The following is a 26,112-nucleotide window of genomic DNA, read 5'->3' as shown; positions in this document are numbered from 1 at the left end:
GCAACACCGACAGAGGCGCCCGCACCGGGTTACGGCGAGATGATCGGCCGGGAATCTACCGAGCGGCCTCTGTCGTGCTGACTATGCACCAGCACCTCGCAGATACAGGAATCTCGGGATTCAGGGCACCCGGCAGCGCCACGTGTGTCGGCCTCTCGGCCTGATAACTTCGGGATTCCGGGCTCGGTCGCTTCGCGACCGCCCCGGAATGACGGCGTGTGGGGCCAGTTAAAGCAAATACCCGACCGCCATCGCGACGACGCTGAGCCCCATCGCGGCGGTCGACAGCCAGCCGAGCCAATACAGCGGACCATGCACGGTGAAGCGGTGCATCACGTCGCGGCGCCGCGCGATCAGCATCAGCAGCACCATCACCGGCACCGCCAGCACGCCGTTGATCACCGCGCTCCAATACAGCGCCGAGATCGGATTGATCGGCGCGAAATTGATCGCGATGCCGAGCACCGCCGACAGCGCCAGCACGCTGTAGAACGCCACCGCCTGCTTCGGCTTGCGCGCCAGCCCGACCGGCCAGCGCCGGCCCTCGCCGACCGCATAGGCGGCGGAGCCGGCCAGCACCGGGATCGCCAACAGGCCGGTGCCGACGATGCCGAGCGCGAAGATCCATTCGGCGAACGGGCCGGCGATCGGCTTCAGCGCCTCGGCGGCCTGCGCCGAGGTCTCGATGTCGGTCCGGCCACTGGCGTGCAGGGTCGCGGCCGCCGTGATGATGATCGCCAGCGCGATCAGATTCGAGAACGCCATGCCGATGATGGTGTCGGCGCGGATCCGCTGGAATTCCCGCGGCGCATCCTGCGGCGATTTCGTCAGCGGCTTCTTGTGCGGATCGATCCGTTCGTCCTCGGCCTCCTGCGAGGCCTGCCAGAAGAACAGATAGGGCGAGATCGTGGTGCCGAAGATCGCCACGATGGTGGTGAGATAACCGCTGCTCCAGGTGACCTGCGGGATCAGCACGCCGGCCGCCGCCTGCGGCCAGTCCACCTTCGCCACCGCCAGCGCGCCGACATAGGCGAACAGGCACAGCGTCAGCCATTTCAGCACGGCGACGTAGCGCTTGTAGTCGAAGAAGATCTGCGCCAGCACCGAAATCGCGCCGAAAGCCACGACGTAGAGCAGCGGGTGGCCGCCGATCAGGAGCTTGGTGGCGTCGGCCATTGCGGCGAGATCGGCGGCGATGTTGATGGTGTTGGCGGTGAACAGCAGCACGACGATCGCCGCCAGCAGTTTGCCGGAATAGTGCCGGCAGACGTTGCCGGCGATGCCGTGACCGGTGACGCGACCGACCCGGCCGGAGATCTCCTGGATCGCCACCATCAGCGGGAAGGTCAGCAGCATCGTCCAACTGATGCCGTAGCCGAGCTGCGCGCCCGCCTGGCTGTAGGTGCCGATGCCGGAAGGATCGTCGTCGGAGGCGCCGGTGATCAGGCCCGGCCCGAGCGTCTTGAAGAAGCCGCGGAGCCGAAAGGTCTCGAGCCGCTGAACCTTGGGGACGTCGCCGACCCCAGGCCCGAAAGAAGCTGGGTCTTCGGCATCGCCTCTGGCGCTGTGCTTCACACTCGGTCCCCGGCTCGCCGATCTAGACCACAACGTAGCCGAGGCCGGCCGGTTCCGGCAACGGAACGAGGCCTATGGCTCAGCCCGCCAGCGCCGGCCTCCGGGCCGGCCGGGTCACCAGATAGATGCCGACCGCCACCGGGATCACGCCGAGCAGATCGCGGAGGTCGATCGATTCACCCAGCGCCAGCCAGGCGAACAGCATCGCCAGCGGCGGCATCACGAAATGCCAGGCGCTGGCGGCGGTCGCGCCGTAAAGCGTCAGCAGGCGAAACCACAGCCAATAGGCGACGATCGAACCGCCGAGCACCAGGAACGCGAAGGCGCCGGCGAGCCGCCAGCTCGGCACGATATCGCCGGCGCTCGACACCGAAAACGCCAACGGGATCAGCACCAGTCCGGCAGCGAGATTCTGGATGCCGTTGCCGATCCACAGACTGCCCTGCGGCGCCAGCCGCTTGAACAGGATGGTGCCGGCGACGATCGACGCCAGCGAGGCCAGCGTGAAGCCGATGCCGTGCCATGCTTCCGCGCCGATCGCGATGCGGTGCCACACGATGAAGGCGACGCCGGCAACGCCCAGCACCAGGCCGGCGACCTTCCGCCAGGTCAATGCCTCGTGCAGCACCAGCGCCGCCAGCACCGCGGTGAACACCGGATTGGCGCTGACGATCAGTCCGCCGATGCCGGCCGAGACCGTCTGCAGGCCGACATAGCCGAGGCCGAGATACAGCGCGTTGTTGATGATGCCGAGCAGCGCACACAGCGCGACATCGCGCGGGCGCAAATTCCAGTGCTCCCGCATCAGCGCGGACAATCCGAGAATCAGCACGCCGGCGAGCGTGAACCGTCCCGCCAGCAGGATCAGCGGCGGGCAATCGGCGACACCAGCCTTGCCGGCCACAAAGGCGAAGCTCCACAGCGCGCAGAACAGCGCGATCTGCAGCGGGCGGGTGTTGAATCCGGGGGTCGCGAGCGAGGTGGTGGGCGCGAGTGACATCGGTGGCCTCCTGAAGACCTCTCCGATCTAGGCGCTTCCGTTGTCATCTGGAAATTAAATGATAAGATCGACACCAGTGGATTTTCAAATGGCGCCCTTGCGATGCTCGACCTCGAATTGCTGCGCAGCTTCGTCTCGGTCGTGGAGGCCGGCGGCTTCACCCGCGCCGGCGAGCGCGTGCACCGGACCCAGTCGACCGTCAGTCAGCAGATCAAGCGGCTTGAGGACGACTTGGGCCAGCAACTCCTCGACCGCAGCGGCAAGGATGTGCTGCCGACCGAGGCCGGCGAGCGGCTGCTGTCCTACGCAAGGCGCCTGCTGGCGCTGGCCGAAGAGGCGCGCGACGTGGTGGCGCGGCCCGGCCAGGACGGCGCCATCCGGCTCGGGATTCCGGAAGACTTTGCGCTGTACCGGCTGCCAAGGCTGCTCGGCAGCTTTTCGCGCGCGCGGCCCGGTCTGCGGCTCGATGTCCGCGCCGACCAGAGCCTGAATTTGAAGCGCGATCTGGAACGCGGCGATCTCGATCTCGTACTGCTCAAGCGCGAGTCCGGCGGCCCCGACGCGATCGCGGTGTGGCCGGAGCGGGTGTATTGGGTGAACAGCAAGAACCACCCCTGCAACGCCAAGGCCGACAGCCTGCCGCTGATCTTCTTTCCCGGCGGCTGCCTGTATCGCACCCGTGCGATCCATGCGATCGAAGCCACAGGGCGGCGTTGGCACATGGCGTACAGCAGTGCAAACCTCGCCGGCATTCAGGCGGCGGTGGCCGCCGGGCTCGGCCTGTCGATCCTGTCGGAAATCTCGATCCAGGCCGATCACCGCAAGCTGACCGCGCGCGACGGCTTTCCGCCGATCGACCGCACCGAACTCGCCCTGATCGCCGCCCCGCACGCCAGCCCGGCGACGCTGCGCCTTGCCGAAACGCTGGCCGAATTCTGCGACCAGCTTCACGCCAAGGCGGCGTGATCCGGGGCGTGCAGCAACGCTGCGCGAAACCGGAATCCCGAGACTATTGCAAAGAGATATTCCGGGTTCGCGAACTGCGTTCGCGTCCCGGAATGACTCGTGGATGGTTATCTCGAGGAGAGGTGTGGGATCAGCAGCAGCGCGCGGCGGCGATGGCGTGGAGGCGGTTGTCGCCGAGCACGTGGGCAGTGAAGGCCGCGCCGCCGAACAGCCGCGCGAAAGCGGCATCGCGAATGTTGAGCCCGCCCGTATAGGCGCCGAATGCCGGCATCACCACGCGCATGCCGTCGCCGGCAAAGCAGCGCCGCTCGATGCTGCGGCCACGGCGACTGACCCGTGCCTTGGGATGCAGATGGCCGGCGATCTCGCCGTGTGCGCCGGTCGGCTCGTGACGGAACGCGACCGCGCCGACCGCAACTTCGCTCGCGACGCTGCCGCCGAGATTGCACGGCAACTCCGGGTCGTGATTGCCCGCGATCCAGATCCAATCGCGCCGCGCCTGCAGCGCCGACAGGATGTCGCGATTGCCGTCGGACAGCCGATCATGCGCGTCGCGGTCGTGAAAGCTGTCGCCGAGCGCGATCACCAGCTTCGGATCGAACCGCGCGATCACCGCGCCCAGCCGGCCGAGCGTCGCCACCGTGTCGTAGGGCGGCAGCAGCACGCCGCGCAGCGCGAAGCTGGAGCCCTTCTCCAGATGCAGATCGGACACGACCAGTAGCCGCTCGTCTTCCCAGTACAGCGCACCGGAGAGATCGGCGACAAACGCCGCGCCGGCGATGGCGACGCTCTGCTCCCCTCCCCCTTGCGGGGAGGGGTCGGGGGTGGGGGTCCAAGCGGTTTGAGTTCTCAATTGATTGACGTGCCCGTGGCACCCCCCACCCCGACCCTCCCCCGCAAGGGGGGAGGGAGAAGACATCACCCCATCGCCTCGCGCACGAGATCGTCTGCGGCTTCGGCGAGCAGGACGTCGGACGCCTCGCCGTACACGGCTTCGCGGCCGATTTCCATCATCACCGGCACCGCCAGCGGCGACACCCGGTCGAGTTCCTTGTGGACGATGCGCCCGTTGATTCGCATCAGCATATCACTGAGGCGGCGCAAATCGAGCAGCCCGGTGGCCGCGTCGGCGCGGGCGGCGCGCAGCAGCACGTGGTCGGGCTGATGCTTGTTGAGCACGTCGTAGACGAGGTCGGTCGAAAACAGCACCTGCCGCCGTGATTTCTCCTCGCCGGCGAACCGCCGCGCGATCAGGCCGGAGATGATGGCGCAATTGCGGAAGGTACGCTTCATCAGCGCCGATTCGGCGAGCCAGGCTTCAAGATCGTCGCCGAGCATGTCCGGATCGAACAGCGCGTCGAGATCGAGCCGGCCCTGCCGGATCATCTGCGACACGTCGGCGAGTCCCCACACCGCCAGCGCATATTCATTCGCGACGAAACCGAGCGGCCGGGCGCGAGCGCGCTCAAGCCGCCGCGTCAGCAGCATGCCGAGGGTCTGATGCGCCAGCCGGCCTTCGAACGGATAGCAGACGAGATAGTACTTGGCGGCGCGTGGAAATGTTTCAATCACCAATTCGCGCCGCGCCGGAACCAGTGAGGCCTTGGTCTGCAGCGCCAGCCAGTCGCGCACCTGATCGGGCAAATTCTTCCAAGCTCGCTTGTCGGCGAGCAGCCCGCGGACGCGCTCGGCCAGATAGGTCGACAGCGGAAATTTGCCGCCCATGTAGGACGGCACCCGGGCGTCCTTGTCGTGGGCGCGCGAGACGTAGACCTGATCCTCCACCAGCGCCTCGTAGCGCACCACCTCGCCGCCGAACACGAAAGTGTCGCCCGGCGTCAGCCCCTCGATGAACCCTTCCTCGATCTGGCCGAGCATCCGCCCGCCACGCGCGATCGCACCGGTGGTACCGCTGCCCTTGGCACGTGACGAGCGCACAAGCTTCACCTTCAGCATCGCCTCTTCGACGATAGTGCCGACATTGAGGCGATAGCTCTGGCGCACCTTCGGGTTGGCGACGCGCCAGCGGCCTTGCTTGTCCTGTTTGATCTTGGCAAAGCGCTCGTAGCTTTTCAGCGCGTAGCCGCCACTGGCGACGAAATCGAGCGTGTCGTCGAAATCGGCGCGCGGCAGATCCGCATAAGGCGCGGCGCTGCGGATCTCGGCATACAAATCATCGGCAAAGAACGGCTCGCCGCAGGCGCAGCCGAGAATGTGCTGCGCCAGCACATCGAGCGCACCGTTGCGCTGCGGCGGGGTATCCTGCGCATTTTCGGCAACCGCGTCGATCGCAACCGCGCATTCCAGCACTTCGAAGCGATTGGCCGGCACCAGCACAGCGCGCGAGGCTTCGTCGATGCGGTGGTTGGCACGGCCGATCCGTTGCATCAGCCGCGACGACCCTTTCGGCGCGCCGACATTGACGACCAGATCGACATCGCCCCAGTCGACGCCGAGGTCGAGCGACGACGTGCACACCACACCGCGCAGGCGTCCGGCCGCCATCGCGTCCTCGACCTTGCGGCGCTGACCGACATCGAGCGAGCCGTGATGCAGCGCGATCGCCAGGTTGTCGTCGTTGATCCGCCACAGCTCCTGGAACAGCATCTCGGCTTGGCTGCGGGTGTTGACAAACACCAGCGTCGTGGTGTTGCACCGGATCAGGTCGTAGATCTCCGGCAGCGCGTGGCGCGCCGAGTGCCCGGCCCAAGGCAGCCGCTCCTTGGTGTCGAGCATCTCGACCACCGGCGGCGCGGCGCCGGTCGCCACGACGATGTCGGCAGAAACCGCTTCGCCGTCAGGCTGCGGCACCAGGAACCGGGCGAGTTCGTCGGGATCGGCGACCGTTGCCGACAGGCCGATAGCACGAAGTTGCGGCGCGATCCGCCACAGCCGGGCGAGGCCGAGCGACAGCAGATCGCCGCGCTTGGACGTCACCAGCGCGTGCAGCTCGTCGAGCACGATCCGCCGCAGGGTGCCGAACAGATACGGCGCGTCGTCGGAGGCGAGCAGCAGCGCGAGCTGCTCCGGCGTGGTGAGCAAAATGTCCGGCGGATTGCGCCGCTGCCGCGTCCGCCGCGACACCGGAGTGTCGCCGGTGCGAGTCTCGACCCGGATCGGCAGTTTCATCTGCGCGATCGGGGTTTCGAGATTGCGGGCGATATCGACCGCGAGCGCCTTGAGCGGCGAGATGTAGAGGGTGTGCAGACCGCCGGGCCGCGGCACGAATCCTTCTGCCCTCGTGCGCGGAGAAGCTGGCGCGGCAAACGCAGCTTGGCGCGCCGGATGAGGGGGCGTCGTCGAATCGCGCGTCGTTTCGGCAAAGCGAGGCTCATCAGCGCCCTCACCCGACTGACCGGCTGCGCCGGCCAGTCGACCTCTCCCCGCAGGCGGGGAAAGGTTAAGCCGCGACGCAGTGCTCAATTCCACCAGCGTCGGCAGAAATCCGGCCAGCGTCTTGCCGGCGCCGGTCGGGGCGATCAGCAGCGCCGAGCGCTGCCCGCGGGCTTTTTCCAGCAGCGCGAGCTGATGATCGCGCGGCACCCAGCCGCGCGCGGCGAACCAGCGCCGGAACGGTTCGGGGAGCAGGTCGGGGGGCGAGGCGGAATCGGCGAGGCTCACCTTGCCAAGCTAGGCATTCGGCTTGCGGAGGTCGAGGTCGGGGAAACAGCGACGAAGCCGCAGGCGAGGTTCTGCCGAACACCAGAACGCCCGCCGGACGGCGGGCGCTCGCGGCGTCGGAATGTCAGCCGAGGGTCATTCGGTGACCGGCTTGTCGGAAATGTCCCAGTCGGAGCCGTTGAAGGTCGCGATGTACAGCGTCTTCATCGGGGTATAGTCGTCCGGGGTGTAGCTGTAGGTGATGCCGTCGAGGAAATAGGGCGAGTGGAAGCCCTTGAGGTTCGACGCCTGCTTCAGCACGTTCTCGCGGGTCAGGTTGTCACCGCAGCGCCGCAGGATCTCCGCCATCGTCACGGCCTGACCGTAGCCGGCGTAGGCGATGGTGTTGTCCTTGTCGACGTTGGGCAGGTACTTGGCCCGAAACGCCTCGAACGCCTGGACCTCCGGATCCTTCTCGAACCGCGGCACGCCGACTTCCTTGGAATAGCGGATCGCGACGATGCCCTTGGCGTTGTCGAGACCGGCGGCATTGAGGATCGAGCGCCCGGTCGAGCCGGCCGACAGCAGGTGCAGCGGCTTCCAGCCGAGCTCGGCGATCTTGCGGATCGACTGCGAGGTCGCCTTGCCGGTCGTGATGTTGAAGAACACGTCGGCGCCGGACTTCGACAGGTTGATGATCTGCGAGTCGATGGTCGGCTCGGTCAGATCGTAGCTGGCTTCCGCGATCACCTTGGCTTTACCGCCGGCCTCTTCCAGCACCTTCTTGAACGGCCCGAGGAAGTCGCGGCCGAAATCATCGTTCTGGTACAGGATCGCGATCTTGGCGTCCGGCTTCACCGCGACGACGTGCTTGGCCAGGATGCGCGCTTCGGTCGGATACAGCGGCAGCCCCGCCATGGTCCATTTGAAGTGCTTCGGGTCGTTCCACTTGGACGCCCCGGTGTTCAGCAGGAGCTGCGGAACCTTTTTGGAATTCAGGTACTTGTGGACTGCCGTCTGCGGTGCGGTGCCGAGCGAGCCGTACAGCGCCAGCACCTCCTCCTGCTCCACCAGCCGCCGGGTCGCCTCGACCGCCTTCGGCGCGCTGTAGGAATCGTCCAGGGTGAGGAACGTGACCTTGCGGCCGTTGATGCCGCCCTTCTCGTTCAGCATCTGGAAATAGGCTTCGCCGACCCGGCCGAGCACGCCGTACAGCGAGCCTGGGCCGGAATGCGGCACGGTCTGCCCGATCTTGATCTCGGTGTCGCTGGCGCCGGGGTCGTATTTCTTCTCGGCGGCGGCGGCCGCGCCGATGGTCAGCGTCACCGCCGCGATCGCCGTCACGGAGGTGAGGACGGAACTATAGCGTCGATTCATCGAGTTTCTCTCCCCTTGGTGCCGGATCGCAAAGGTCCGGTTCTCGTTCGGCCGCGGCGTGGTTCGCTTCTGCGGCGGGCCATCCTGAGCAGAAGCACGAGCAGCCGCAACCCTCCTGTCGATTGAATTTTCTTCAACTGCGCGTCAAACGCGATGTTTCTGTCACGCCGCGGGCAATCCGAGGGCGACTCGTCGCCGCACCCGGACACTGCCGGGCGGCAAATTCCCGGCATCAATCAATTGTTTACCGGCGAATTTCGGCGGGTGTGGCCGCGCGGGTACAGACGACTCGGCAGCCCCGGTCTAGTCTTCGCGCCAGATCGAAGAGGGGACCCCGTCCATGAAACGAATTCTCGCCGGCGTCGTGCTGGCTGGCACCGCCGCCGTCAGCGCCCAAGCGGCCGACCTCGCCGTCAAGGCCCCCTACATGAAGGCCCCGGTTGCCGCCGTCTATGACTGGACGGGCTTCTACATCGGCGGCAACGTCGGCATCGGCCTGGGACGCGATCTGCAGACCCACTCCTATCCGGGCGCCGGCACGCTGAACTCCACCTATCTGCAGCCGCAGGGCGCGATCGGCGGCGGTCAGATCGGCTATAATTGGCAGTTCGGCTCGATGTTCGGCCCGATGCTGATCGGCGTCGAAGCCGACATCCAGGGCAGCGGCATGAGCGACGGCTACACCTCGCTCAATGGCCTCGCCACCAATTACAATCAGAAGCTCGACTGGTTCGGCACGGTCCGCGGCCGCATCGGCCTCGTGCGCGGTCCGGCGTTCGGCTACTTCACCGGCGGTTACGCGGTCGGCAACGTCAAGACCACCGTCACCGAAGGCGGCCTTGTGGCGTTCGACAACAGCAAGACCCGCTCCGGCTGGGTGATCGGTTCGGGTGTTGAAGCCGCGCTCGGCGGCAACTGGAGCGGCAAGATCGAGTATCTGTATCTCGATCTCGGCAATCAGACCGACTTCTTCGGCAACCAGAGCCTGCGCACCGAAGTGCGCGAGAGCATCTTCCGCGTCGGTCTGAACTATCGCATTGGCGGCAACGGCATGTACGTCGCCCCGCCGCCGGCGAACTGGGCCGGTCTGTATATCGGCGGCAATTTCGGCGGCGCCACCGCGCGTGACCGCTCCAGCGTGACGATCGCGGGCGTGACCGATGCCTTCAACCTGGCGCCGGACGGCTTCTTCGGCGGCGGCCAGATCGGCTACAACTGGCAGGCGGCGAACTGGGTGTTCGGCGTCGAAGCCGACTTCCAGGGCTCGACCCTGAAGGATCAGCGCGCCGCGGTGCTCGGCCCGGCGGTGTTCTACGATGCCAAGCTGCCGTGGTTCGGCACCGCGCGCGGCCGGATCGGCTACTCGCTTGGCTCGACGCTGTTCTACGGCACCGCCGGCTATGCCTACGGCAACATCAAGACCGACATCGTCAGCGCCATCGGCAACTACAGCTTCAAGACCACCAAGGGTGGCTGGGCAGCCGGCGCCGGCATCGAGACTCCGTTCCAGCTGTTCGGCCTGCTCGGCCCGAACTGGACCTCGAAGACCGAATATCTCTACGTCGATCTCGGCTCGACCACCGACGCGTTCGGTGCCACCGGCATCAACACCACCAAGGTCACGCAGCATACGCTGCGCACCGGCATCAATTATCACTTCAATCAGCCGGTGGTCGCGAAGTACTGATCTTCGCCTCACCGCGACGGACACCAAACCCCGGCCTCGCGGCCGGGGTTTTTGTTTGCACTGCGTTGCTCGGACCTACGACTTCGTCGCGACGACGACCAGCCCCGGCAGCGGCGTCTGGTTCTCGTTGCGGGCCGAGGCGTGCTGCAGCAAGGCCAACGCGAGGCCGGCCCGCTTCAGTTCGGTCCGCAGATAGCTTTCCGCCTGGGCGAAGCGCAGCCCGGCGGTCAGCACCACGCCGTCGCCCGCATGCGTCTCGGCGGTGACGGCCAGCAACCCGCGCGGCTGCAGCACCCGGACGGCCTCACGCAGCAGCGGCGCGACGTCCTGGATGTAGATCAGCACGTCGGCGGCGAGGATCAGTTCGGCGCTCTCGGGCGGCTCGCGGGCGAGCCCCTGCACCAGATCGGTCGCCGCGAGCCGGGCGTAGACGCCGGTCGCGCGAGCGCGTTCGATCATCTGCGGTGACAGATCGAAGCCGGCGATTTCCGAGGCGACCGCCGCGAAAGCGCGTCCGACCAGGCCGGTGCCGCAACCGAGATCGATCGCCCGCGCGAACGCCACCGCCCGACAGGTTGTCGCGCAGACCTCGCTGACCGCCGCGAGCAGTAGTGCCGGCCCGCGATAGCCGAGTTCCCCGACCAGCGACTTGTCGAAGCGCGGTGCGTATTGGTCGAACAGCGCGCCCACATAGGCCGGCGGCATCGCGCCGAGCTCGGCGGCCCCGAGCCGCATCAGGCGCAGGCCTGCGCCGTGCCGATCGTGCGTATCGCCGTCGCGGGCGCGCCGGAACGCCGCGATCGCACCTGCCCGGTCGCCGAGCCGGTTCTCGCGGATGTCGCCGAGCGCGAACCACGCTGAAGCAAAGTCAGGCGCCAGCTCCACCGCCTGCAGCAACAAGTCGGCCGCGGCTTCCGCCTCGTCCCGCGCCAGCAGCTCACGGGCAAAGTCGAAGCGGCGATCGGCGATGATGTTTCCGGACGACAGGAACAGATGCGTCGGCATCGACGGAACCCGGCGGGGCGACACTCGTTTGACGGGCAGACCCACCTATATAGCCGAGATGCGTCCGCACGACATCCTGATGCCGACCGCTGCCGGCCTGTGCTGCAGGCCCGGCGGCTTTCACATCGATCCGGTGCGCCCGGTGGAGCGCGCCGTGATCACCCACGGCCATTCCGATCACGCCCGCCCCGGCCACGGCGCCGTGCTGGCGACGCAGCAAACCCTCGACATGATGCGGCTGCGCTACGGGGACAATTTCGCCGGCGCCACCCAGGCGGTCGGGTACGGCGAGACCATTCGGCTCGGCGATACCACCGTCTCGTTCCATCCCGCCGGCCATGTGCTCGGCTCGGCCCAGGTGGCGGTCGAATCCGGCGGCATCCGCATCGTCGCCTCCGGCGACTACAAGGACGCGCCCGACCCGACCTGCACGCCGTTCGAGATCGTGTCGTGCGACGTCTTCATCACCGAGGCGACGTTCGGGCTTCCGGTGTTCCGGCATCCCGAGGCGGCCGCTGAAGTCAGGAAGCTGCTGGATTCGGTGGCGCTGTTTCCGGAACGAGCGCATCTGGTCGGCGCCTATTCGCTCGGCAAGGCGCAGCGGGTGATCGCGCTGATCCGGCAGGCCGGCTATGACGCGCCGATCTATCTGCACGGCGCGATGGAGAAGATCACCCATTACTATGCGGAGCAGGGCGTGCCGCTCGGCGAGCTGCGGCCGGTGAAGGGCGTCAAGAAGGCCGCGCTCGCCGGCACCATCACGCTGGCGCCGCCGTCGGCGACCTCGGATCTGTGGACGCGCCGCTTTCCCGATCCGCTCACCGCGTTCGCGTCGGGGTGGATGCGGGTGCGCGCCCGCGCCCGCCAGCGCGGCGTCGAACTGCCGCTGGTGATTTCCGACCACGCCGATTGGGACGGCCTGACCGCGACCATCGCGGCCACCGGCGCCGGTGAAGTCTGGGTCACTCATGGGCAGGAAGACGCGCTGGTGCATTGGTGCCGGAGCAAGGGCCTCGCTGCGCGCCCGCTCGATCTGGTCGGCTATGGCGACGAGGATGAAGACGTCGGCATGCCGGCAAGCGACAGCGAGGCCGCAGAGGCATGAACCGCTTCGCCGAACTGCTCGACCGCCTCGGTTACGAGCCCGGCCGTAACAACAAGCTGCGGCTGATCACCAATTACTTCCGCGAGGTCGAAGATCCCGACCGCGGCTGGGCACTGGCGGCGTTCACCGGCGCATTGTCGTTCCGCCACGCCAAGCCCGGACTGATCCGCGCGCTGATCGCCGAACGCACCGACCCGGTGCTGTTCGGCCTGTCCTACGATTACGTCGGCGACCTGTCGGAGACAGTGGCGCTGATGTGGCCCTCGCCCCGCAACGCGGCCTCCTCCCCTCCCCCTTGCGGGGAGGGGTCGGGGGTGGGGGTCCACACCGGGACGCCATCCTCGGGGCGCCCTCACCCCAACCCTCTCCCGCAAGCGGGAGAGGGAGCTCGCCCCGCAAGCGGTGAGACCATCGCTTCAGAACTAAGCGCAGTAGTGAGTGCGGGCCACAACAACCCGCCTCCCCCCACCCTCACCGAGATCGTCACCACCCTGCACAGCCTCGGCAAGGCCGAGCTGCCGGCGCAGTTGGCGCGGTGGCTCGACGAGCTCGACGAAACCGGGCGCTGGGCGCTGCTCAAGCTGGTGACCGGTGCCTTGCGGATCGGCGTGTCGGCGCGGCTCGCCAAGACTGCTGCAGCAGCGCTCGGCGACAAGGATCCGCACGACGTCGAGCTGGTGTGGCCGGGTCTCGAGCCGCCATACCACGAGCTGTTCGCCTGGCTCGAAGGCCGCGGGCCGCAGCCGGTCAATCGCGATCCGGCGCCGTTCCGGCCGGTGATGCTGGCGCACGCGGTCGAAGACACCGACTTCGCCGGGATGAACCCGGCCGACTACATCGCCGAATGGAAATGGGACGGCATCCGCGTCCAGGCGGTCAGCGGCCAGAACGAGCACGGCGACACGGTCGTGCGGCTATATTCGCGCAGCGGCGAAGACATCACCATGAGCTTTCCCGATCTGTTGCCGTCGCTGCGCCTGCCGGGCGCGATCGACGGCGAGCTGCTGGTGCTACGCGAGGGCCGGGTGCAGTCGTTCAACGTGCTGCAGCAGCGGCTGAACCGAAAATCAGTGACGCCGAAGCTGACCAAGGAATTCCCGATCCATCTGCGCGCCTACGACCTGCTCGGCGACGGCGACGACGATTTGCGCACGCTGCCGTTCGCCGAGCGCCGCGCCCGGCTGGAATCGTTCATTGCGAACCTCGACGACCCCAAGGTCGATCTGTCGCCGACGGTCGCATTCGACGATTGGGAGGGTTTGCGCGCGGCGCGGCGCGATCCGGCATCGGCCGGCGCCGGGCTCGACGCCGACGCCGTCGAAGGCGTGATGCTGAAGCGGCGCGAAGCGCTGTACCTGCCCGGCCGCCCCAAGGGCCAATGGTGGAAGTGGAAGCACGACCCGCACATCATCGACGCGGTGCTGATGTATGCGCAGCGCGGTCACGGCAAGCGCTCGTCGTATTATTCCGACTACACCTTCGGGGTCTGGACCGAGGGCGACAGCGGCGATCAGCTCGTCCCGGTCGGCAAGGCGTATTTCGGCTTCACCGACGAAGAACTGCTGCAGATCGACCGCTTCGTGCGCCGCAACACCACCGAGAAATTCGGCCCGGTCCGCCACGTCGTGCACGAGCTCGACAAGGGCCTGGTGCTGGAAGTGGCGTTCGAAGGACTGCAGCGCTCGCCGCGGCATAAATCCGGCGTGGCGATGCGGTTTCCCCGGATCAACCGGCTGCGCTGGGACAAGCCGCCGAAGGATGCTGACAGGCTGGAAACGCTGGAGCGGATGCTGAAGGCGGAGACGGCGATTCCGCCGGCGACCGCGTCCAGCAGCCATTGACGGCAAAGCGCCGGTTCCCCATCTGCCCAGCACCGAATATGATGCGCCAGCGAAGCGCGCGAGGACCAACACGATGCGAGACGACATCCGGGATCTGCCGGCGAACGACGACAGGATGACCCGCTTCCTCGGCGGCTCGCCGATGGCGGTGGCGTTTCGACTGATCCTGATGTCGATCCTGGTCGGCGTGGTGCTGGCGGCGATCGGTCTCGATCCCTGGAACATCGTCACCAGCATTCGGCTGCTGTTCGAGCGGATCTGGGAACTCGGATTCGACGCGATCAGCGGGCTGTGGCGCTACTTCCTGCTCGGCGCCGTGATCGTGATCCCGGTCTGGCTGCTCACCCGGTTGTTCAGCACGCCGCGCGGACGCTGATCGCCGCCTGCGTCCGCCGTGGAGCCAGCCAGTTCGTCCGTGACCACCCGGCAGGTGTTCGCCATCGCCGGGCCGGCGATGGTCGCCAACCTGACCACGCCGCTGCTCGGCGTCGTCGCCACCACCGCAATCGGCAGGCTCGGCGAGGCGACGCTGCTCGGCGGCGTGTCGATGGCTTCGATCCTGTTCGATTGCCTGTTCTGGCTGTTCGGCTTCCTGCGGATGAGCACGCTGGCGTTCACCGCCCAGGCGCTCGGCGCCGGCGAGACCCGCGAAGTGCCGACGCATCTGCTGCGCGGTCTTTTGGTCGCAGCCGGAATCGGCCTGGCGCTAATCGCGCTGCAAGGGCCGCTCGCTGCCGTGCTAATCGGCATGATGGGCGGCAGCGAGGCGATCAGCGCCGCGGCCAAAACCTACTTCTCGATCCGGATCTGGTCGTCGCCGCTGGTGCTGGCGAATTTCGCAGTGCTCGGCTGGCTGGTCGGCCAAGCCCGCGCCACGCTGGCGCTGGCGGTGCAGATCGCCATCAACCTGATCAACATCGCCGCCACGGCGATGCTGGTGCTGTGGTTCGACTTCGGCATCGCTGGCGCCGCGATCGCCGCGGTGATCGCCGAAGGCGCAGGCCTGGTGATCGGGATCGCGATCGCGGCCTGGCGCGGCCGCGGTCTGTTCAAGGTGTCGCGGGCGATGCTGCTGGATCCGGATCGCCTGAAGCGGATGTTCGCGGTCAACCGCGACATCATGATCCGCACCGCGGCGCTGATCGCGGTGTTCCTGTTCTTCACCGCGCAGGGCGCCCGCGGCGGCGACGTGGTGCTCGCCACCAACGCGGTGCTCAACAATTTCCTGATGATCAGCGCGTTCTTTCTCGACGGCCTCGCCAACGCCGCCGAGCAGCTGTGCGGCCGCACCCTCGGCGCGCGCGACCGTGCCGGCTTCGTCAGGGCGACCCGGCTGGTGATCCTGTGGGGCTTTGGGTTCGCGCTCATCGTCAGCGCGATCTACGCGTTCGCCGGCCCGATGCTGATCGACTTCATCACCTCGAACGACGAGCTGCGTCGCACCGCGCGCGATTATCTCTGGCTGGTGACGCTGGCGCCGATGCTCGGCGTGTTCGCATTCGCCTTTGACGGCGTGTTCATCGGCGCCACCTGGGCGCGCGAGATGCGCAACCTGATGCTGCTGTCGTTGCTGCTGTTCCTGGCGTCGTGGTTCGCGCTGCAGCCGCTCGGCAATACCGGCCTGTGGGTCGCGCTGCTGTTGCACTACGTCTGGCGCGGCGGCCTGCAGGCTCTGCGCTATCCGGCGATGGTGTGTGCGTCGTTCGCGGCGCACTGAGTTTTCATCAAATCGCTTGGGCCGAATTAACCCGACGTTGATGCCCGCAACACGTGCGGAAAATCGATACTTCGCACCTTCATCTTCCACAAATACCATCTGCCCAACACGATGGAACGAACCAGGAGAGACGGAATGTGCGAGACGTGCCGCAGCGATGTATCGCGACGAACTCTGATGGCCGGCGGTCTCGGCCTGCTCGCCGCAGCCTCGCTGCCGCTCTCCGCGCAGGCGCAGACCCAGGCCGGTGTGCCGAGCGATACGCCCGACGCCGCGCTCGACAAGCTGATGCAGGGCAACGAACGCTACATCGCCGGCCAGATGCGCGAGCGTGATTTCTCGGCGGGCCGCGCTGCGCGGGCGGAAAGCCAGGCGCCGTTCGCCGCGATCCTCGGCTGCGCCGACTCCCGCGTCGCGCCGGAGCTCGCCTTCGACCAGGGTCCGGGCAGCTTGTTCGTGGTGCGGGTCGCCGGCAACTTCGTCACGCCGGACGGTCTCGCCAGCCTCGAATACGGCGCCGCGGTGCTCGGCACCAAGGTGATCATGGTGCTCGGCCACAGCAATTGCGGCGCCGTCAATGCCACCGTTGCGGCGCTGCAGAAGGGCAACGATCTGCCCGGCCACATCGCCGACCTGGTGCGGGCGATGAAGCCGGGCATCGAGCCGGTCCTCCAAAAGAAGGAGGAGGATCTGCGCCACCAGGCGGTGGTCGCCAATGTGCGGGCCAATGTCCGGCAATTGCAGGAGTCCAAGCCGATCCTCGCCGAGATGGTGAGCAGCAAGAAGCTGCGGGTGGTCGGCGGCGTGTACGATCTCGCCAGCGGCAAGGTCGAACTGGTTTAGCCGCAAGGATGACACGCGCGCCGGGGCGAACAGCCCCGGCCCTGCGCGCAACGGTCGCGGCATCCGGCGATGGTACGGGTTACGTTCCGGGCGCGGACCGCCTAGATCTGGGCGACGGAATCTGAGCCAGATCGACGGAACGCGAAATGCAGGTACGATTTGTCGGCTGTGGCGACGCGCTCGGCTCCGGCGGGCGGCTCAATACCTGCTTTCACGTCTCCGGCCAGACCGCCAACTTCCTGATCGACTGCGGCGCCACCTCGCTGCCGGCGCTAAAACGCTACGGCATCCTGCGCGAAGACCTCGACCTGATCCTGATCACGCATTTCCACGGCGATCATTTCGGCGGCCTGCCGTTCCTGATGCTCGACGCCAAGTTTCTCAAGCGCAAGCGGCCGCTAGTGATCGCCGGACCGCCGGGCATCGACATCCGGCTGACGCGGCTGATGGAAGCGATGTTCGAACACTCGTCGGCGACCAAGCCGACGTTCGATCTCCACGTCGTCGCCCTCGAGCCAACCGTGGCGCGGCAGTTCGGCGCCGTTACGGTGACGCCGTTCCCGGTGATCCACGGCGACTCCGGCGGGCCGTTCTTCGCCTATCGAATCGAAGCCGAAGGCCGCATCCTCGCCTATAGCGGCGACACGCAATGGACCGATCAGTTGGTCGCGGCCGCGCACGACGCCGATCTGTTCATCTGCGAGGCCTACACCTACGATCGCACGGTGAAGAACCACATCAGCCTGAAGACGCTGGAAACTCATCTGCCGGAGATCAATCCGAAGCGCGTCATCCTCACCCACATGGGCGACGAGGTCCTGCACAAGCTCGCCACCGTGCCGCACATGGCCGCGAGCGACGGGCTGATCGTGCCGCTGTAGAACTCTCAGCGAGTCATTCCGGGGCGCGCGCAGCGCGAACCCGGAATCTCTGTGCCAGATAACCGCGAGATTCCGGGTTCGCTCACTTCGTGAGCGCCCCGGAAAGACACCCGTGACTCGAGCGCTACGCGCGCCCCAGGATGACGGCCGTGTCGTGTGGGGAGTCATTCCGGGACGCTCGCTCCAGCGAGCGGACCCGGAATCTGGAGATTCAGGGCACTTCAGCGATCCTGCGGGGCAGACTTCTCGGCCAGGTAACTGCGGGATTCCGGGTTCGCTCGCTGCGCGAGCGCCCCGGAATGACTCGATGGTGAGACAACTCGCTGGCGAGACAACAGGCGGATCAGACCGGCCATTCTTCCGCGGTGATCATCGGCGCGTCGGCGCCGACGATTTCGGCCAACGATTCGCGGCCGGTGCGGAGCAGCGTCGAGGCGAGGTCGGCCTTGATACTCTCGACCAGGCCGAGGCCCTTGTAGACCAGCGCCGAATACAACTGCACCAGCGTCGCCCCGGCACGGATCTTGGTCAGCGCAGCGCCGCCGGAATCGATGCCGCCGACGCCGATCAGCGGGAACGCGCCCTCGGCGCGCACATAGGTCTCCGCCACCATCCGGGTCGACAGCCGGAACAGCGGCCGGCCCGACAGCCCGCCCTGCTCGTTCATCCGCGTCCGCTCGCGCAGCGTCGGCGACCGCGACAGCGTGGTGTTGGCGACGATCATGCCGTCGACCCGCCGCGACCTTGCGATGTGCACGACGTCGTCGAGTTCGCCGAGCGACAGATCGGGCGCGATCTTGAGCAGCACCGGGGTATCGCCCGCCGCCGCCCGCACCCGCTCGCGCGCCTCGATCACCCGCGCCAGCAGATCGTCGAGCGCCGCCGCCTGCTGCAGATTGCGCAGGCCCGGCGTGTTCGGCGACGACACGTTGACGGTGAAGTAGCTCGCCAGCGGCGCAAAGGTCTCGATCAGCTTGACGTAGTCCGCCACCCGATCGTCGCTGTCCTTGTTGGCGCCGACATTGACGCCGACGATGCCGCCATATTGCGCGCGCGCCGCCAGCCGGCGCAGCACCACCTCGGCGCCGTCGTTGTTGAAGCCCATGCGGTTGATCACCGCCTCGTCGCGGTCGAGCCGGAACAGCCGCGGCCGCGGATTGCCGGCCTGCGGCTTCGGGGTCACGGTGCCGATCTCGACGAAGCCGAAGCCGAGCCGCAGCAGCGCGTCCGGCGCTTCGGCGTTCTTGTCGAAGCCGGCGGCAATGCCGACCGGATTGGGGAAGTTGAGGCCGAAGGCGCGGACCGCAAGCCTGGGATTGTCGGGACGCGGCTTGACCGGCGGCCACAGCTTGAGACCCTGGATCGCGAGCCGGTGCGCATCCTCCGGGTCGAACCAGCGCAGCAGCGGAAGCGAGACGGCGTCGAAGGCGCGGATCACGGCGCGAGCTCCGGCACCAGATGGCTGCCGTCGGCGCGGGTGACGAGGTCGTGCACCCCGGTCACAGCCGACAGCGGCAGCTCGCCATAGAGGTGCGGAAACAACTCGCCGCCGCGCGACGGCTCCCACCGCAGCCCGTCGCCGAGTGCGGCCGCCTCGACGGCGATCAGCTTCAGGCCGGTCTTGCCGGCATAGTGCCTGGCGAGGGTGCCGGCGAGTTGCGGCGCAGTCGAAAAGTGAATGAAGCCGTCACGGCTGTCGTCGGCGCTGCCCCGGTAGAATCCGGCCTGTTCGGCGTCGCGCCAAGCCACAGCGTCACAGATCTTGTAAATCGTGCGCAAGGGCGCGAATTCCCGTCGTTGCGGCTGGTTTCAGGGTCGGGCGGCGACGGTCCCGCAAATTCCCGGGCAACCGAAAAACATCCGCTAAACCAACAAGTTGCGCACGTCGGAGGCGCAAAGTCGAATCCGGCATGGCGGATCCGCGCGCGTTCGGTCGCCCGGCCATCGGCCGAACCTGGACCCGACCGTATCGGCCGCTCCGGGGCTCTGCAAGAGCCTGCGCTTTTGTCGCCGGACGGGATTGCATATTGCCTCCAATTAAGGCAATAATTCCTAGTATTAAGTCCGTTTCGCGTCGCCAAAGCGACCGCGCATCTGGGTGCCTCCGATGCAAATGCTGACGCACGATCAGATCTGGACTGCGCTCGACCGGCTGGCCGAACGGGCCGGCCTGTCGCCCTCGGGGCTCGCCAAGAAATCCGGCCTCGATCCGACCACCTTCAACAAGTCGAAGCGGATCACCAATGACGGCCGCGAACGCTGGCCGTCGACCGAATCGGTCGCCAAGGCGCTGCAGGCGACCAACACCGCGATCGACACCTTCGTGCAGCTGATTCACGACCGGCCGCGGGTGGTGCAGTCGGTGCCGCTGCTCGGCCTCGCCCAGGCCGGCTCCGGCGGCTATTTCGACGACGGCGGCTTTCCGGTCGGCAAGGGCTGGGACGAAGTCGGGCTGCCTTCGATCAGCGACGAGCACGCCTATGCGCTGGAGATCGCCGGCGATTCGATGAAGCCGGCCTATCGCGACGGCGACATCGTGGTGGTGTCGCCGAGCGCCGCGGTCCGCCGCGGCGACCGGGTGGTGGTGAAGACCACCAAAGGCGAAGTCATGGTCAAGGAATTGAAGCGGCGCACCGCCAAGGTGATCGAATTGGCATCGCTCAACCCCAGCCACCCGGACCGGACTCTGGCACCATCGGAGGTCGAGTGGATCGGCCGCATCGTCTGGGCCAGCCAGTAAGCCGGCACCTTCGTCGTTCATTCGTCCCACTTCACTTTTCTTTCCGGGCCGCGCAATGCTAGTTCCCGCGCACCAACCCCGGGAGACGTCGATGGACCGTCGCAATATCCTGAAGGCCTTTGCCGGCCTCGCTCTATGTCCGCTCTGCGCCAGCGCCGGCGCTGCCGCCGAAGGCGCCCATCATTGGGGCTACGAAGGCGATGGTGCCCCCGCGAAGTGGGGCGAGCTCGATCCCGCCAACCAGATCTGCGCGATCGGGGTTCAGCAATCGCCGGTCGACATCCGCTCGACCGTCAGCGCCAATCTGTTTCCGCTGCAGGTGCAGTGGGCCGACACCGCCGACACCATCGTCAACAACGGCCATACCATCCAGCTCAACATGGCCGAGGGCTCGACGCTCAAGCTCGGCGGCGCGGTCTTCAAGCTGGTTCAATTCCATTTCCATCGGCCGAGCGAACACCAGATCGACGGCAAGTCGTTTCCGATGGAGGTCCACTTCGTCCACCGCATGGACTCCGGCACGCTCGGCGTGGTCGGCGTGCTGATGCAGGAAGGGGCCGCCAACCCCGCCTTCGCCAAGATCGTCGCGACCATGCCGCAGACCGAGGGACCGGCGGTGAAGGCCGATGCAGCGATCAACCCGAACGCGCTGCTGCCGGCCAAGCTCAGCTACTATCGCTACGAAGGTTCGCTCACCACGCCGCCGTGCTCCGAGATCGTCGACTGGATGGTGCTGACCGATCCGATCACGGCCGCTGCCGAGGACGTTGCGGCGTTCGCCAAGCTGTATCCGATGAACGCCCGCCCGGTGCAGAAGGACAACCGCCGCTTCGTGCTGCAGTCCAACTGAGCCACAACAGCATCTGCACAAGTCAAAGACCTGACGCGGGCGCCGCGTCAGGTCTTTTCGTTTCGGACAGGGTGATGGGCGGAAGGCGGCTCAGCCGCCGGTGTTGGGCGTCGCGTCGGCGACCGGCACCAGCGGTACGTCGGCGATCAGCGACGAAGTCATCGACGGCACCTGGGCGCCGTCGGTCGCCTTGATCACCGCCGTCCGCGCCTTGGAAAACGCCGCCTCGGCCCCGGCGGGCGACGACAGCGAACCGATCAGTTCACCGACCAGCGCGCTGTTGGCGCCGTCTGTGTCGTCCACGACCTGACCCGGGGTCGCTGCCGACAGCACCAGCGCATTGGCCGGGGCTTCGATCGGCGCGAGCCCGTGCGAATAGGCGCGGAAGCGCCGCTCGTAGGGATTGCGGCGCGACGCGTCGAGCACCGCGAGATTGGTATGAACCCCGCCGGCCTTGATCTCCGCCAGCACCTGTTCGACGCTGACGCCGCTGCGGCGGACGTCGGCCTCGGTCCAGATCTTGGCATCGACCGGGATCATGTAATTGTCACGGCCGGACTGGATGCCGTAGCCGCCGAAGAACAGCATCACGGTCGCGTCCTTGCGGGCGCGGGCCTTGATCCGCTCGACCGCGCGCAGGATGTCGTCGCGCGTGGCGTCCTCGATCATGTCGACGTCGTAGCCGTCGCCGCGCAGCCTGGCGCTGAGCGCACGGGCGTCGTTGATCGGCTGCACCAGCGGCACCGCCGCGTCGGGGTAACGACCGTTGCCGATCACCAGCGCCAGTCGTGACGACGACGCCTGCGGCTGTTCGGCGGCCGGTACGGCGGCGCGTGCGGCGTCGATCGGACGCTTGTTCAGCGCCGCATGAGCGCCGATCGCCAGCGAAACCACCCCGACCAGCGCGGTGGCTGCGGTGAGAGTGCGGCGGGAAAGGCCATGCAGCCGGATCTTCATCGTCGATCAATCCTTCATCGGCGCGCGCAGGCATTCGTCGCGCTGCTGCCGGTCAGGTTCAGGGAGAGCCTGTCTCTTGCGGGTCAATTGCGCTCAATTTGCGGCGTCGCACAATAACAATGCATTAAACAGTCGAGGTCGTTCAGGCAACCCGGCAGGAAGCCGGAGCGTCGAACGGGAACCCGCCGACGATATCCCGAGAGGCTGATCTTTGGCGCTCAGGCAACTCCGTGCCGCTTCTGTTCAACCTCGCCGGTTTAAACGTCGCGGGGCATCACGAATGCTTCGCTGATCTATCCTGCGACAATAGTCATCTTTTGAGCCGGCCGGTTCTGCCCTACTCCTCCGCCGGCCCGCTGGCGGGCGCGGCCGATCCGGCGGGTTTGTAATCCCGCCCCGTCCATGCAATTCCTCAATGGCTGGAAGACGTTCAGGCGCGCGGAAGACGATCATGGATGTGCTGAAGATGGCCGGCGCGGCGTACCGCGCGCTGACCGCCCGAAAGGAAGCGCCGACGCTGTACGACCTGTGCGATCCGGTGTTTCTCCGCCACAAGCACGGCGACCCGCACATCTCCAAGTTCTACAAGACCGCGCTCGCCAACCCAGCACTGCGGCCGCTGCTGCGCAGGGCCGGCCTGCCGGAGCTCAAGGACCCGGTGCGTTTCCGCGCCGTTCGCGACGCGCTGATCAGCGCCCGCGACGACGCCGAGCCGGATTGGGCCGCGATCGGGGCGCCGATCGCCGAACTGATCGACACCCTCAGGCTGGAGCATCCACGACCGCCGAGCTGGGTGGCGCCGGCCCAGACGCCGCGGCTCGCCGACGTCGATAGTGCGATCCGCGCTTGCGGCGATCACCTGCTGCAATCCTGGAGCCGCAACGGCTTCATCCCGGCCTACGCGGCGTTCAACCTGATCGGCGACCCGGATTTCGACGGCCGCGCCTTCCTGGCGGCGCTGACCGGGCTGAATTCGCGCAGCTACAAGAATTCGACGCTGCTGTTCAATCTGGCGCGGGTGTTCATCGCCCGCTCGCCAGCAGCAGGCTTGATCAATCCGCGCTGGCGCGGAATTGCCGAGCCGATGTGGTCGCCGGTGCAGATTCGCCACCGCTCGGCCTATTACGACGCCTTTTACATCGAGGCCCTGCTCGGCCTCATCGACAGCGGGCTCGGCACGCCGGACGACACCCGCGCGGCCCGGCGGATCATCGCCGACATGACCGAATTCTGCCTGAAGACCAGCCGCGAGCGGGTGCGCACGCCGGACGGCGAGCCGTTCGACGTGATCACCGCGCTGGCGCCGCCGCCGCATCCGCGGTTCTCGCGGTTCTTCGCCCAGATCAAGCAGAACCTCGGCTTCGGCATCTACGTGCCCGATTGCGACACCACCGCCTGCTCGATCTCGGCCGCGACCCAGGCCAACTCGTCCGACCCGATCATCGACCAGCCGCTGATCGATTTCTACCGTGCCTATCAGGTCCGCGCCGGCAGCAACGCGCCGCTGGTCTCGGTGCCGCTCAACGATGAAGTCGACTACGATGGCGGCATCGTCACCTGGATCGACAGCCTCGCCGGCGAACGTCCGTTCGGCAACGACCTCGACCCGACGCTCAATCTCGACGTGCTCGAGGTCAGCTTCCGCAATTGCGCGCGGTGGCGGATCGTCGAGACGCCGTCGCGGCTGGAGACGGTGCGCCGGATCGTCGATTTCCAGCGCCGGCTGGTGGCGAGCGGCGCGTTCGCCGACCCGAAGTCGCACGTCTACTATCTGCCCGAACTGTATTGCGCGTATTTCGGCCGCTGCTACGCCGCGTTCCGGGCGCTGGACGAAACCGCCAGGTACGCGATCGATTCAGACGGCGTGTTCGAAGCGATCCGGCAGCGCGTACTGGCTTACGTGCAGGACGAACTGATCGGCAAGGAAATGAACGTGTTCGACGCTGCGCTGGCGCTGATCGCGCTCGGCCATCTCGGCGGCAATCCTGCGCAATTCGCCCCGGCGCTGCATTGCATCCTGAACCGTCTCGGCGAAGGCGGCGGCCGGTCGCCGTTCAAAGCCTACGAGTGGAACAAGATGAAGACGCCGACCCGGATTCTGGTCGGCGGACCGGAAGTGACCTCGGCTTTCGTACTGATGGGCCTCGCGCTGGCGCGCAAGGCCCTGCTGCAGCCGGTGCACCAGGCCTGACTGTCCCGCAAAGTTGAAGCCTGGCCGCGCAGCCGCGCTGGTCCGGCGGCCCAAGTTTCAGCACAATCGGCGCACCTGTTTGGCCGCAGGGGGCAACTGCCGGGAAGGTCGACGCATGCTCAAGCTGAACATCTGGCTGCTGGCGCTCTTGCTTCTGCTGGCCCCGGTGGCGGCGCAGGCCGCAGATGTGAGCGGCGTGCCGAAAGTCCGCGAGGGCGACCATGTGCTGATCGGCAAGACCCGCATCCGCCTCGCCGGGATCGACGCTCCGGGTCCGGATCAGCTCTGCCTCAACACCAAAGGCGACCGCTGGACCTGCGGCATCGCCGCACGCGACGCCCTGGCTCTGCATACTGCGAGCAAGAGCTGGACCTGCCACGTGCAACGCGTCGACAAGGCCGGGCGCTCGATCGCGAAATGCGAGGTCGACGGCGAGGACGTGGGACAATGGATGGTCAAAAACGGCTGGGCGCTGGCCGCCCCGCAGACATCGCACGCCTACGACGCCGATGAGAAGGCGGCCCGCTCGGCCAAGCTGGGGCTGTGGCAGGGCTCGTTCATCGCGCCGTGGGCGTGGCGGGTACGGAGCAGCAAGACGCCGATCCTCGGCGCCACCAGACCGCCCAAGGACGCTCGCCGGATTCTGCTCGCCTCGGCTTCCGGACCGGTGGCGCCGTCGCCGGATTGCACCATCAAGGGTAACGTCAACAAGTCCGGCGTCTGCATTTATCACAGGCCGACGAGCCGCTGGTACGCGCAGATCCGGATGAAGATCAGCAAGGGCACCCGCTGGTTCTGTTCGGTCGAAGAAGCCGAGGCCGCCGGCTGCCGGGAGACGCGGCGCTGAGCAAAGCGCGACCGGCCGGGGGCGAAGGGTGAACGAAACGACGCACGATCCTGTGCATCCACAACGGCCGCGTAGACGCCGGCTGCGGCGGGCGTGGCAGATCTCGGTGGTGCTGATCGGCTTCTACACGATCCTCGCCTATCTGGCGCTCCCGCTGTTCTGGACTCACTATGAACACCAGCGCCGGCTCGCCGACGTGCCGATGGTGACCCGCACCGCGCAGGGCATTCCGGGCGATCCGATCAATGTCGGGCTGATCGGCGACCAGCACGAGGTCGTCTGCGCGATCCTGGCGGCGAACTGGCATCCGGCCGATCCGGTCACGCTGCGCTCGTCGATTGCGATCGCCGGCAGCGTGCTGCTCGACCGCCCCTATCCGGACGCGCCGGTATCGAGCCTGTACTATCTCGACCGCCGCGAAGATCTAGCCTTCGAGAAACCCGACGGGCGCAGCGCCGACCGGCGCAATCACGTGCGGTTGTGGAAAGTGCTCGACAGCGGCCAGGAAGGCCGCCCGGTTTGGCTCGGCAGTGCCAGCTTCGACCGCGGTGTCGGCGTCAGCCACTATACCGGCGCGGTGACGCATCACATCGCCCCCGATATCGACGCCGAGCGCGACCGATTCGCCGCCGATCTGGAAGCCGCCGCAATGGTCGACGCGAGATACCAGATCACCGGCATTGGGCCGACCATCGCCGGCCGCAACGGCGAGGGCGATTTGTACTACACCGATGGCGAGGTCTGGATCCTGCGGCTGACCGAAGGCTGCAAGAAGCGCGGAAGCCCGGCCGAAATCCTGCCGAGCCCGCTCGCCACCGAGATCAAGGACCAGATCTTCCGCACCGTCACCAACGCAATCGAGCCCGGCGCGAGCGCGCCTTGAAATCGATGCGGCGAGCCGGCATGGTCGCTGCATCTCTCTCCACAGGG

22 protein-coding genes are annotated in these 26,112 nt (G+C 67.0%); 13 read left to right on the top strand and 9 right to left on the bottom strand.

The window, feature by feature from the left end; genetic code table 11:
* Positions 1-228 precede the first annotated feature (228 nt).
* Together DWA33_RS05365 and DWA33_RS05360 are read right to left on the bottom strand one after the other, a co-directional pair.
* Positions 229-1,575 (bottom strand): Nramp family divalent metal transporter, encoded by a 1,347-nt coding sequence (locus DWA33_RS05365; RefSeq protein WP_114357052.1) that lies wholly within the window; start codon positions 1,573-1,575, stop codon positions 229-231.
* Positions 1,576-1,654: 79 nt separating this feature from the next.
* Positions 1,655-2,575, bottom strand: coding sequence for a DMT family transporter (locus DWA33_RS05360; RefSeq protein ID WP_114357051.1), 921 nt, complete (start codon positions 2,573-2,575; stop codon positions 1,655-1,657).
* A 102-nt stretch (positions 2,576-2,677) separates the two neighbouring features.
* Here DWA33_RS05360 and DWA33_RS05355 point away from each other — a divergent pair, with 102 nt between their 5' ends.
* Entirely contained in the window at positions 2,678-3,541 is an 864-nt protein-coding gene (locus DWA33_RS05355; RefSeq protein ID WP_114357050.1) for a LysR family transcriptional regulator, read from the top strand.
* Between the two features lie 130 nt (positions 3,542-3,671).
* Here DWA33_RS05355 and pdeM read toward each other — a convergent pair whose 3' ends face one another.
* The 3 genes from pdeM to DWA33_RS05340 all read right to left on the bottom strand — a co-directional run bounded on the left by pdeM (position 3,672) and on the right by DWA33_RS05340 (position 8,518).
* The gene (pdeM, locus tag DWA33_RS05350) at positions 3,672-4,322 is read right to left on the bottom strand and encodes a ligase-associated DNA damage response endonuclease PdeM (RefSeq protein ID WP_114357078.1); all 651 of its coding nucleotides are present in this window, start codon (positions 4,320-4,322) and stop codon (positions 3,672-3,674) included.
* A 137-nt stretch (positions 4,323-4,459) separates the two neighbouring features.
* The gene (locus DWA33_RS05345; protein WP_244601204.1) at positions 4,460-7,162 is read right to left on the bottom strand and encodes a ligase-associated DNA damage response DEXH box helicase; all 2,703 of its coding nucleotides are present in this window, start codon (positions 7,160-7,162) and stop codon (positions 4,460-4,462) included.
* A 135-nt stretch (positions 7,163-7,297) separates the two neighbouring features.
* Positions 7,298-8,518 (bottom strand): ABC transporter substrate-binding protein, encoded by a 1,221-nt coding sequence (locus DWA33_RS05340; RefSeq protein WP_114357049.1) that lies wholly within the window; start codon positions 8,516-8,518, stop codon positions 7,298-7,300.
* 340 nt (positions 8,519-8,858) lie between these two features.
* Here DWA33_RS05340 and DWA33_RS05335 point away from each other — a divergent pair, with 340 nt between their 5' ends.
* The gene (locus DWA33_RS05335) at positions 8,859-10,205 is read left to right on the top strand and encodes an outer membrane protein (protein WP_114357048.1); all 1,347 of its coding nucleotides are present in this window, start codon (positions 8,859-8,861) and stop codon (positions 10,203-10,205) included.
* A 75-nt stretch (positions 10,206-10,280) separates the two neighbouring features.
* Here DWA33_RS05335 and DWA33_RS05330 read toward each other — a convergent pair whose 3' ends face one another.
* Positions 10,281-11,210: a class I SAM-dependent DNA methyltransferase gene (locus DWA33_RS05330; RefSeq protein ID WP_114357047.1), complete on the bottom strand. Its 930-nt coding sequence runs from the start codon at positions 11,208-11,210 to the stop codon at positions 10,281-10,283.
* A gap of 58 nt (positions 11,211-11,268) precedes the next feature.
* Here DWA33_RS05330 and DWA33_RS05325 point away from each other — a divergent pair, with 58 nt between their 5' ends.
* The 6 genes from DWA33_RS05325 to DWA33_RS05300 all read left to right on the top strand — a co-directional run bounded on the left by DWA33_RS05325 (position 11,269) and on the right by DWA33_RS05300 (position 17,597).
* Positions 11,269-12,315, top strand: coding sequence for a ligase-associated DNA damage response exonuclease (locus DWA33_RS05325; protein ID WP_114357046.1), 1,047 nt, complete (start codon positions 11,269-11,271; stop codon positions 12,313-12,315).
* Positions 12,312-14,156 (top strand): ATP-dependent DNA ligase, encoded by a 1,845-nt coding sequence (locus tag DWA33_RS05320; RefSeq protein ID WP_114357045.1) that lies wholly within the window; start codon positions 12,312-12,314, stop codon positions 14,154-14,156. Before DWA33_RS05325 ends, DWA33_RS05320 begins: the two co-directional genes overlap by 4 nt.
* A 73-nt stretch (positions 14,157-14,229) precedes the next feature.
* Positions 14,230-14,532 carry a DUF6460 domain-containing protein gene (locus DWA33_RS05315; protein ID WP_114357044.1) on the top strand — a complete coding sequence of 101 codons (303 nt, stop codon included), beginning with the start codon at positions 14,230-14,232 and terminating at the stop codon, positions 14,530-14,532.
* Positions 14,533-14,610: 78 nt separating this feature from the next.
* Complete coding sequence (locus DWA33_RS05310; protein WP_244601205.1) at positions 14,611-15,873, top strand: MATE family efflux transporter; 1,263 nt, start codon at positions 14,611-14,613, stop codon at positions 15,871-15,873.
* A gap of 135 nt (positions 15,874-16,008) precedes the next feature.
* Positions 16,009-16,716: a carbonic anhydrase gene (locus tag DWA33_RS05305; RefSeq protein WP_114357042.1), complete on the top strand. Its 708-nt coding sequence runs from the start codon at positions 16,009-16,011 to the stop codon at positions 16,714-16,716.
* Positions 16,717-16,862: 146 nt separating this feature from the next.
* Positions 16,863-17,597, top strand: coding sequence for an MBL fold metallo-hydrolase (locus DWA33_RS05300; protein WP_114357041.1), 735 nt, complete (start codon positions 16,863-16,865; stop codon positions 17,595-17,597).
* A gap of 343 nt (positions 17,598-17,940) precedes the next feature.
* Here DWA33_RS05300 and DWA33_RS05295 read toward each other — a convergent pair whose 3' ends face one another.
* Both DWA33_RS05295 and DWA33_RS05290 read right to left on the bottom strand, forming a co-directional pair.
* On the bottom strand, positions 17,941-19,035 hold the full coding sequence (locus tag DWA33_RS05295) for a quinone-dependent dihydroorotate dehydrogenase (RefSeq protein WP_114357040.1): 1,095 nt from the start codon (positions 19,033-19,035) through the stop codon (positions 17,941-17,943).
* Positions 19,032-19,376 carry a DUF952 domain-containing protein gene (locus DWA33_RS05290; protein ID WP_114357039.1) on the bottom strand — a complete coding sequence of 115 codons (345 nt, stop codon included), beginning with the start codon at positions 19,374-19,376 and terminating at the stop codon, positions 19,032-19,034. The genes DWA33_RS05295 and DWA33_RS05290 overlap by 4 nt, the downstream gene beginning before the upstream one ends.
* 334 nt (positions 19,377-19,710) lie before the next feature.
* Between DWA33_RS05290 and DWA33_RS05285 the strand changes: the two genes are divergently transcribed.
* A complete protein-coding gene (locus tag DWA33_RS05285; protein WP_114357038.1) occupies positions 19,711-20,337 on the top strand; it encodes a S24 family peptidase in 627 nt (208 codons plus the stop codon).
* Positions 20,338-20,428: 91 nt separating this feature from the next.
* Positions 20,429-21,187: a carbonic anhydrase gene (locus DWA33_RS05280; protein WP_114357037.1), complete on the top strand. Its 759-nt coding sequence runs from the start codon at positions 20,429-20,431 to the stop codon at positions 21,185-21,187.
* A gap of 90 nt (positions 21,188-21,277) precedes the next feature.
* On the opposite strand, the gene DWA33_RS05275 is transcribed toward DWA33_RS05280, so the two are convergent.
* Positions 21,278-22,144, bottom strand: a complete 867-nt coding sequence (locus DWA33_RS05275; RefSeq protein WP_114357036.1) for a caspase family protein — start codon at positions 22,142-22,144, stop codon at positions 21,278-21,280.
* Positions 22,145-22,595: 451 nt separating this feature from the next.
* Between DWA33_RS05275 and DWA33_RS05270 the strand changes: the two genes are divergently transcribed.
* The 3 genes from DWA33_RS05270 to DWA33_RS05260 all read left to right on the top strand — a co-directional run bounded on the left by DWA33_RS05270 (position 22,596) and on the right by DWA33_RS05260 (position 26,065).
* Complete coding sequence (locus DWA33_RS05270) at positions 22,596-24,335, top strand: hypothetical protein (protein WP_114357035.1); 1,740 nt, start codon at positions 22,596-22,598, stop codon at positions 24,333-24,335.
* Positions 24,336-24,450: 115 nt separating this feature from the next.
* Positions 24,451-25,182, top strand: coding sequence for a thermonuclease family protein (locus DWA33_RS05265; RefSeq protein ID WP_114357034.1), 732 nt, complete (start codon positions 24,451-24,453; stop codon positions 25,180-25,182).
* 28 nt (positions 25,183-25,210) lie between these two features.
* On the top strand, positions 25,211-26,065 hold the full coding sequence (locus DWA33_RS05260) for an LssY C-terminal domain-containing protein (RefSeq protein ID WP_114357033.1): 855 nt from the start codon (positions 25,211-25,213) through the stop codon (positions 26,063-26,065).
* Positions 26,066-26,112: the final 47 nt, after the last annotated feature.

The sequence above is a fragment of the Rhodopseudomonas pentothenatexigens genome (assembly GCF_900218015.1).
GTDB lineage: Bacteria > Pseudomonadota > Alphaproteobacteria > Rhizobiales > Xanthobacteraceae > Rhodopseudomonas > Rhodopseudomonas pentothenatexigens.
Note: the sequence above shows the minus strand (reverse complement) of the source record. Positions and strands in the feature narration are given on the sequence as shown.

Excerpts from the sequence above, each read along its gene's own strand:
- DWA33_RS05335 (WP_114357048.1), top strand. The coding sequence starts at position 8,859 with ATGAAACGAATTCTCGCCGGCGTCGTGCTGGCTGGCACCGCCGCCGTC.
- DWA33_RS05285 (WP_114357038.1), top strand. The coding sequence starts at position 19,711 with ATGCTGACGCACGATCAGATCTGGACTGCGCTCGACCGGCTGGCCGAA.
- DWA33_RS05355 (WP_114357050.1), top strand. The coding sequence starts at position 2,678 with ATGCTCGACCTCGAATTGCTGCGCAGCTTCGTCTCGGTCGTGGAGGCC.
- DWA33_RS05360 (WP_114357051.1), bottom strand. The coding sequence starts at position 2,575 with ATGTCACTCGCGCCCACCACCTCGCTCGCGACCCCCGGATTCAACACC.
- DWA33_RS05315 (WP_114357044.1), top strand. The coding sequence starts at position 14,230 with ATGCGAGACGACATCCGGGATCTGCCGGCGAACGACGACAGGATGACC.
- DWA33_RS05275 (WP_114357036.1), bottom strand. The coding sequence starts at position 22,144 with ATGAAGATCCGGCTGCATGGCCTTTCCCGCCGCACTCTCACCGCAGCC.
- DWA33_RS05325 (WP_114357046.1), top strand. The coding sequence starts at position 11,269 with ATGCGTCCGCACGACATCCTGATGCCGACCGCTGCCGGCCTGTGCTGC.
- DWA33_RS05310 (WP_244601205.1), top strand. The coding sequence starts at position 14,611 with ATGGTCGCCAACCTGACCACGCCGCTGCTCGGCGTCGTCGCCACCACC.
- DWA33_RS05305 (WP_114357042.1), top strand. The coding sequence starts at position 16,009 with ATGTGCGAGACGTGCCGCAGCGATGTATCGCGACGAACTCTGATGGCC.
- DWA33_RS05340 (WP_114357049.1), bottom strand. The coding sequence starts at position 8,518 with ATGAATCGACGCTATAGTTCCGTCCTCACCTCCGTGACGGCGATCGCG.
- DWA33_RS05300 (WP_114357041.1), top strand. The coding sequence starts at position 16,863 with ATGCAGGTACGATTTGTCGGCTGTGGCGACGCGCTCGGCTCCGGCGGG.
- DWA33_RS05320 (WP_114357045.1), top strand. The coding sequence starts at position 12,312 with ATGAACCGCTTCGCCGAACTGCTCGACCGCCTCGGTTACGAGCCCGGC.
- DWA33_RS05265 (WP_114357034.1), top strand. The coding sequence starts at position 24,451 with ATGCTCAAGCTGAACATCTGGCTGCTGGCGCTCTTGCTTCTGCTGGCC.
- DWA33_RS05280 (WP_114357037.1), top strand. The coding sequence starts at position 20,429 with ATGGACCGTCGCAATATCCTGAAGGCCTTTGCCGGCCTCGCTCTATGT.
- DWA33_RS05330 (WP_114357047.1), bottom strand. The coding sequence starts at position 11,210 with ATGCCGACGCATCTGTTCCTGTCGTCCGGAAACATCATCGCCGATCGC.
- DWA33_RS05270 (WP_114357035.1), top strand. The coding sequence starts at position 22,596 with ATGGATGTGCTGAAGATGGCCGGCGCGGCGTACCGCGCGCTGACCGCC.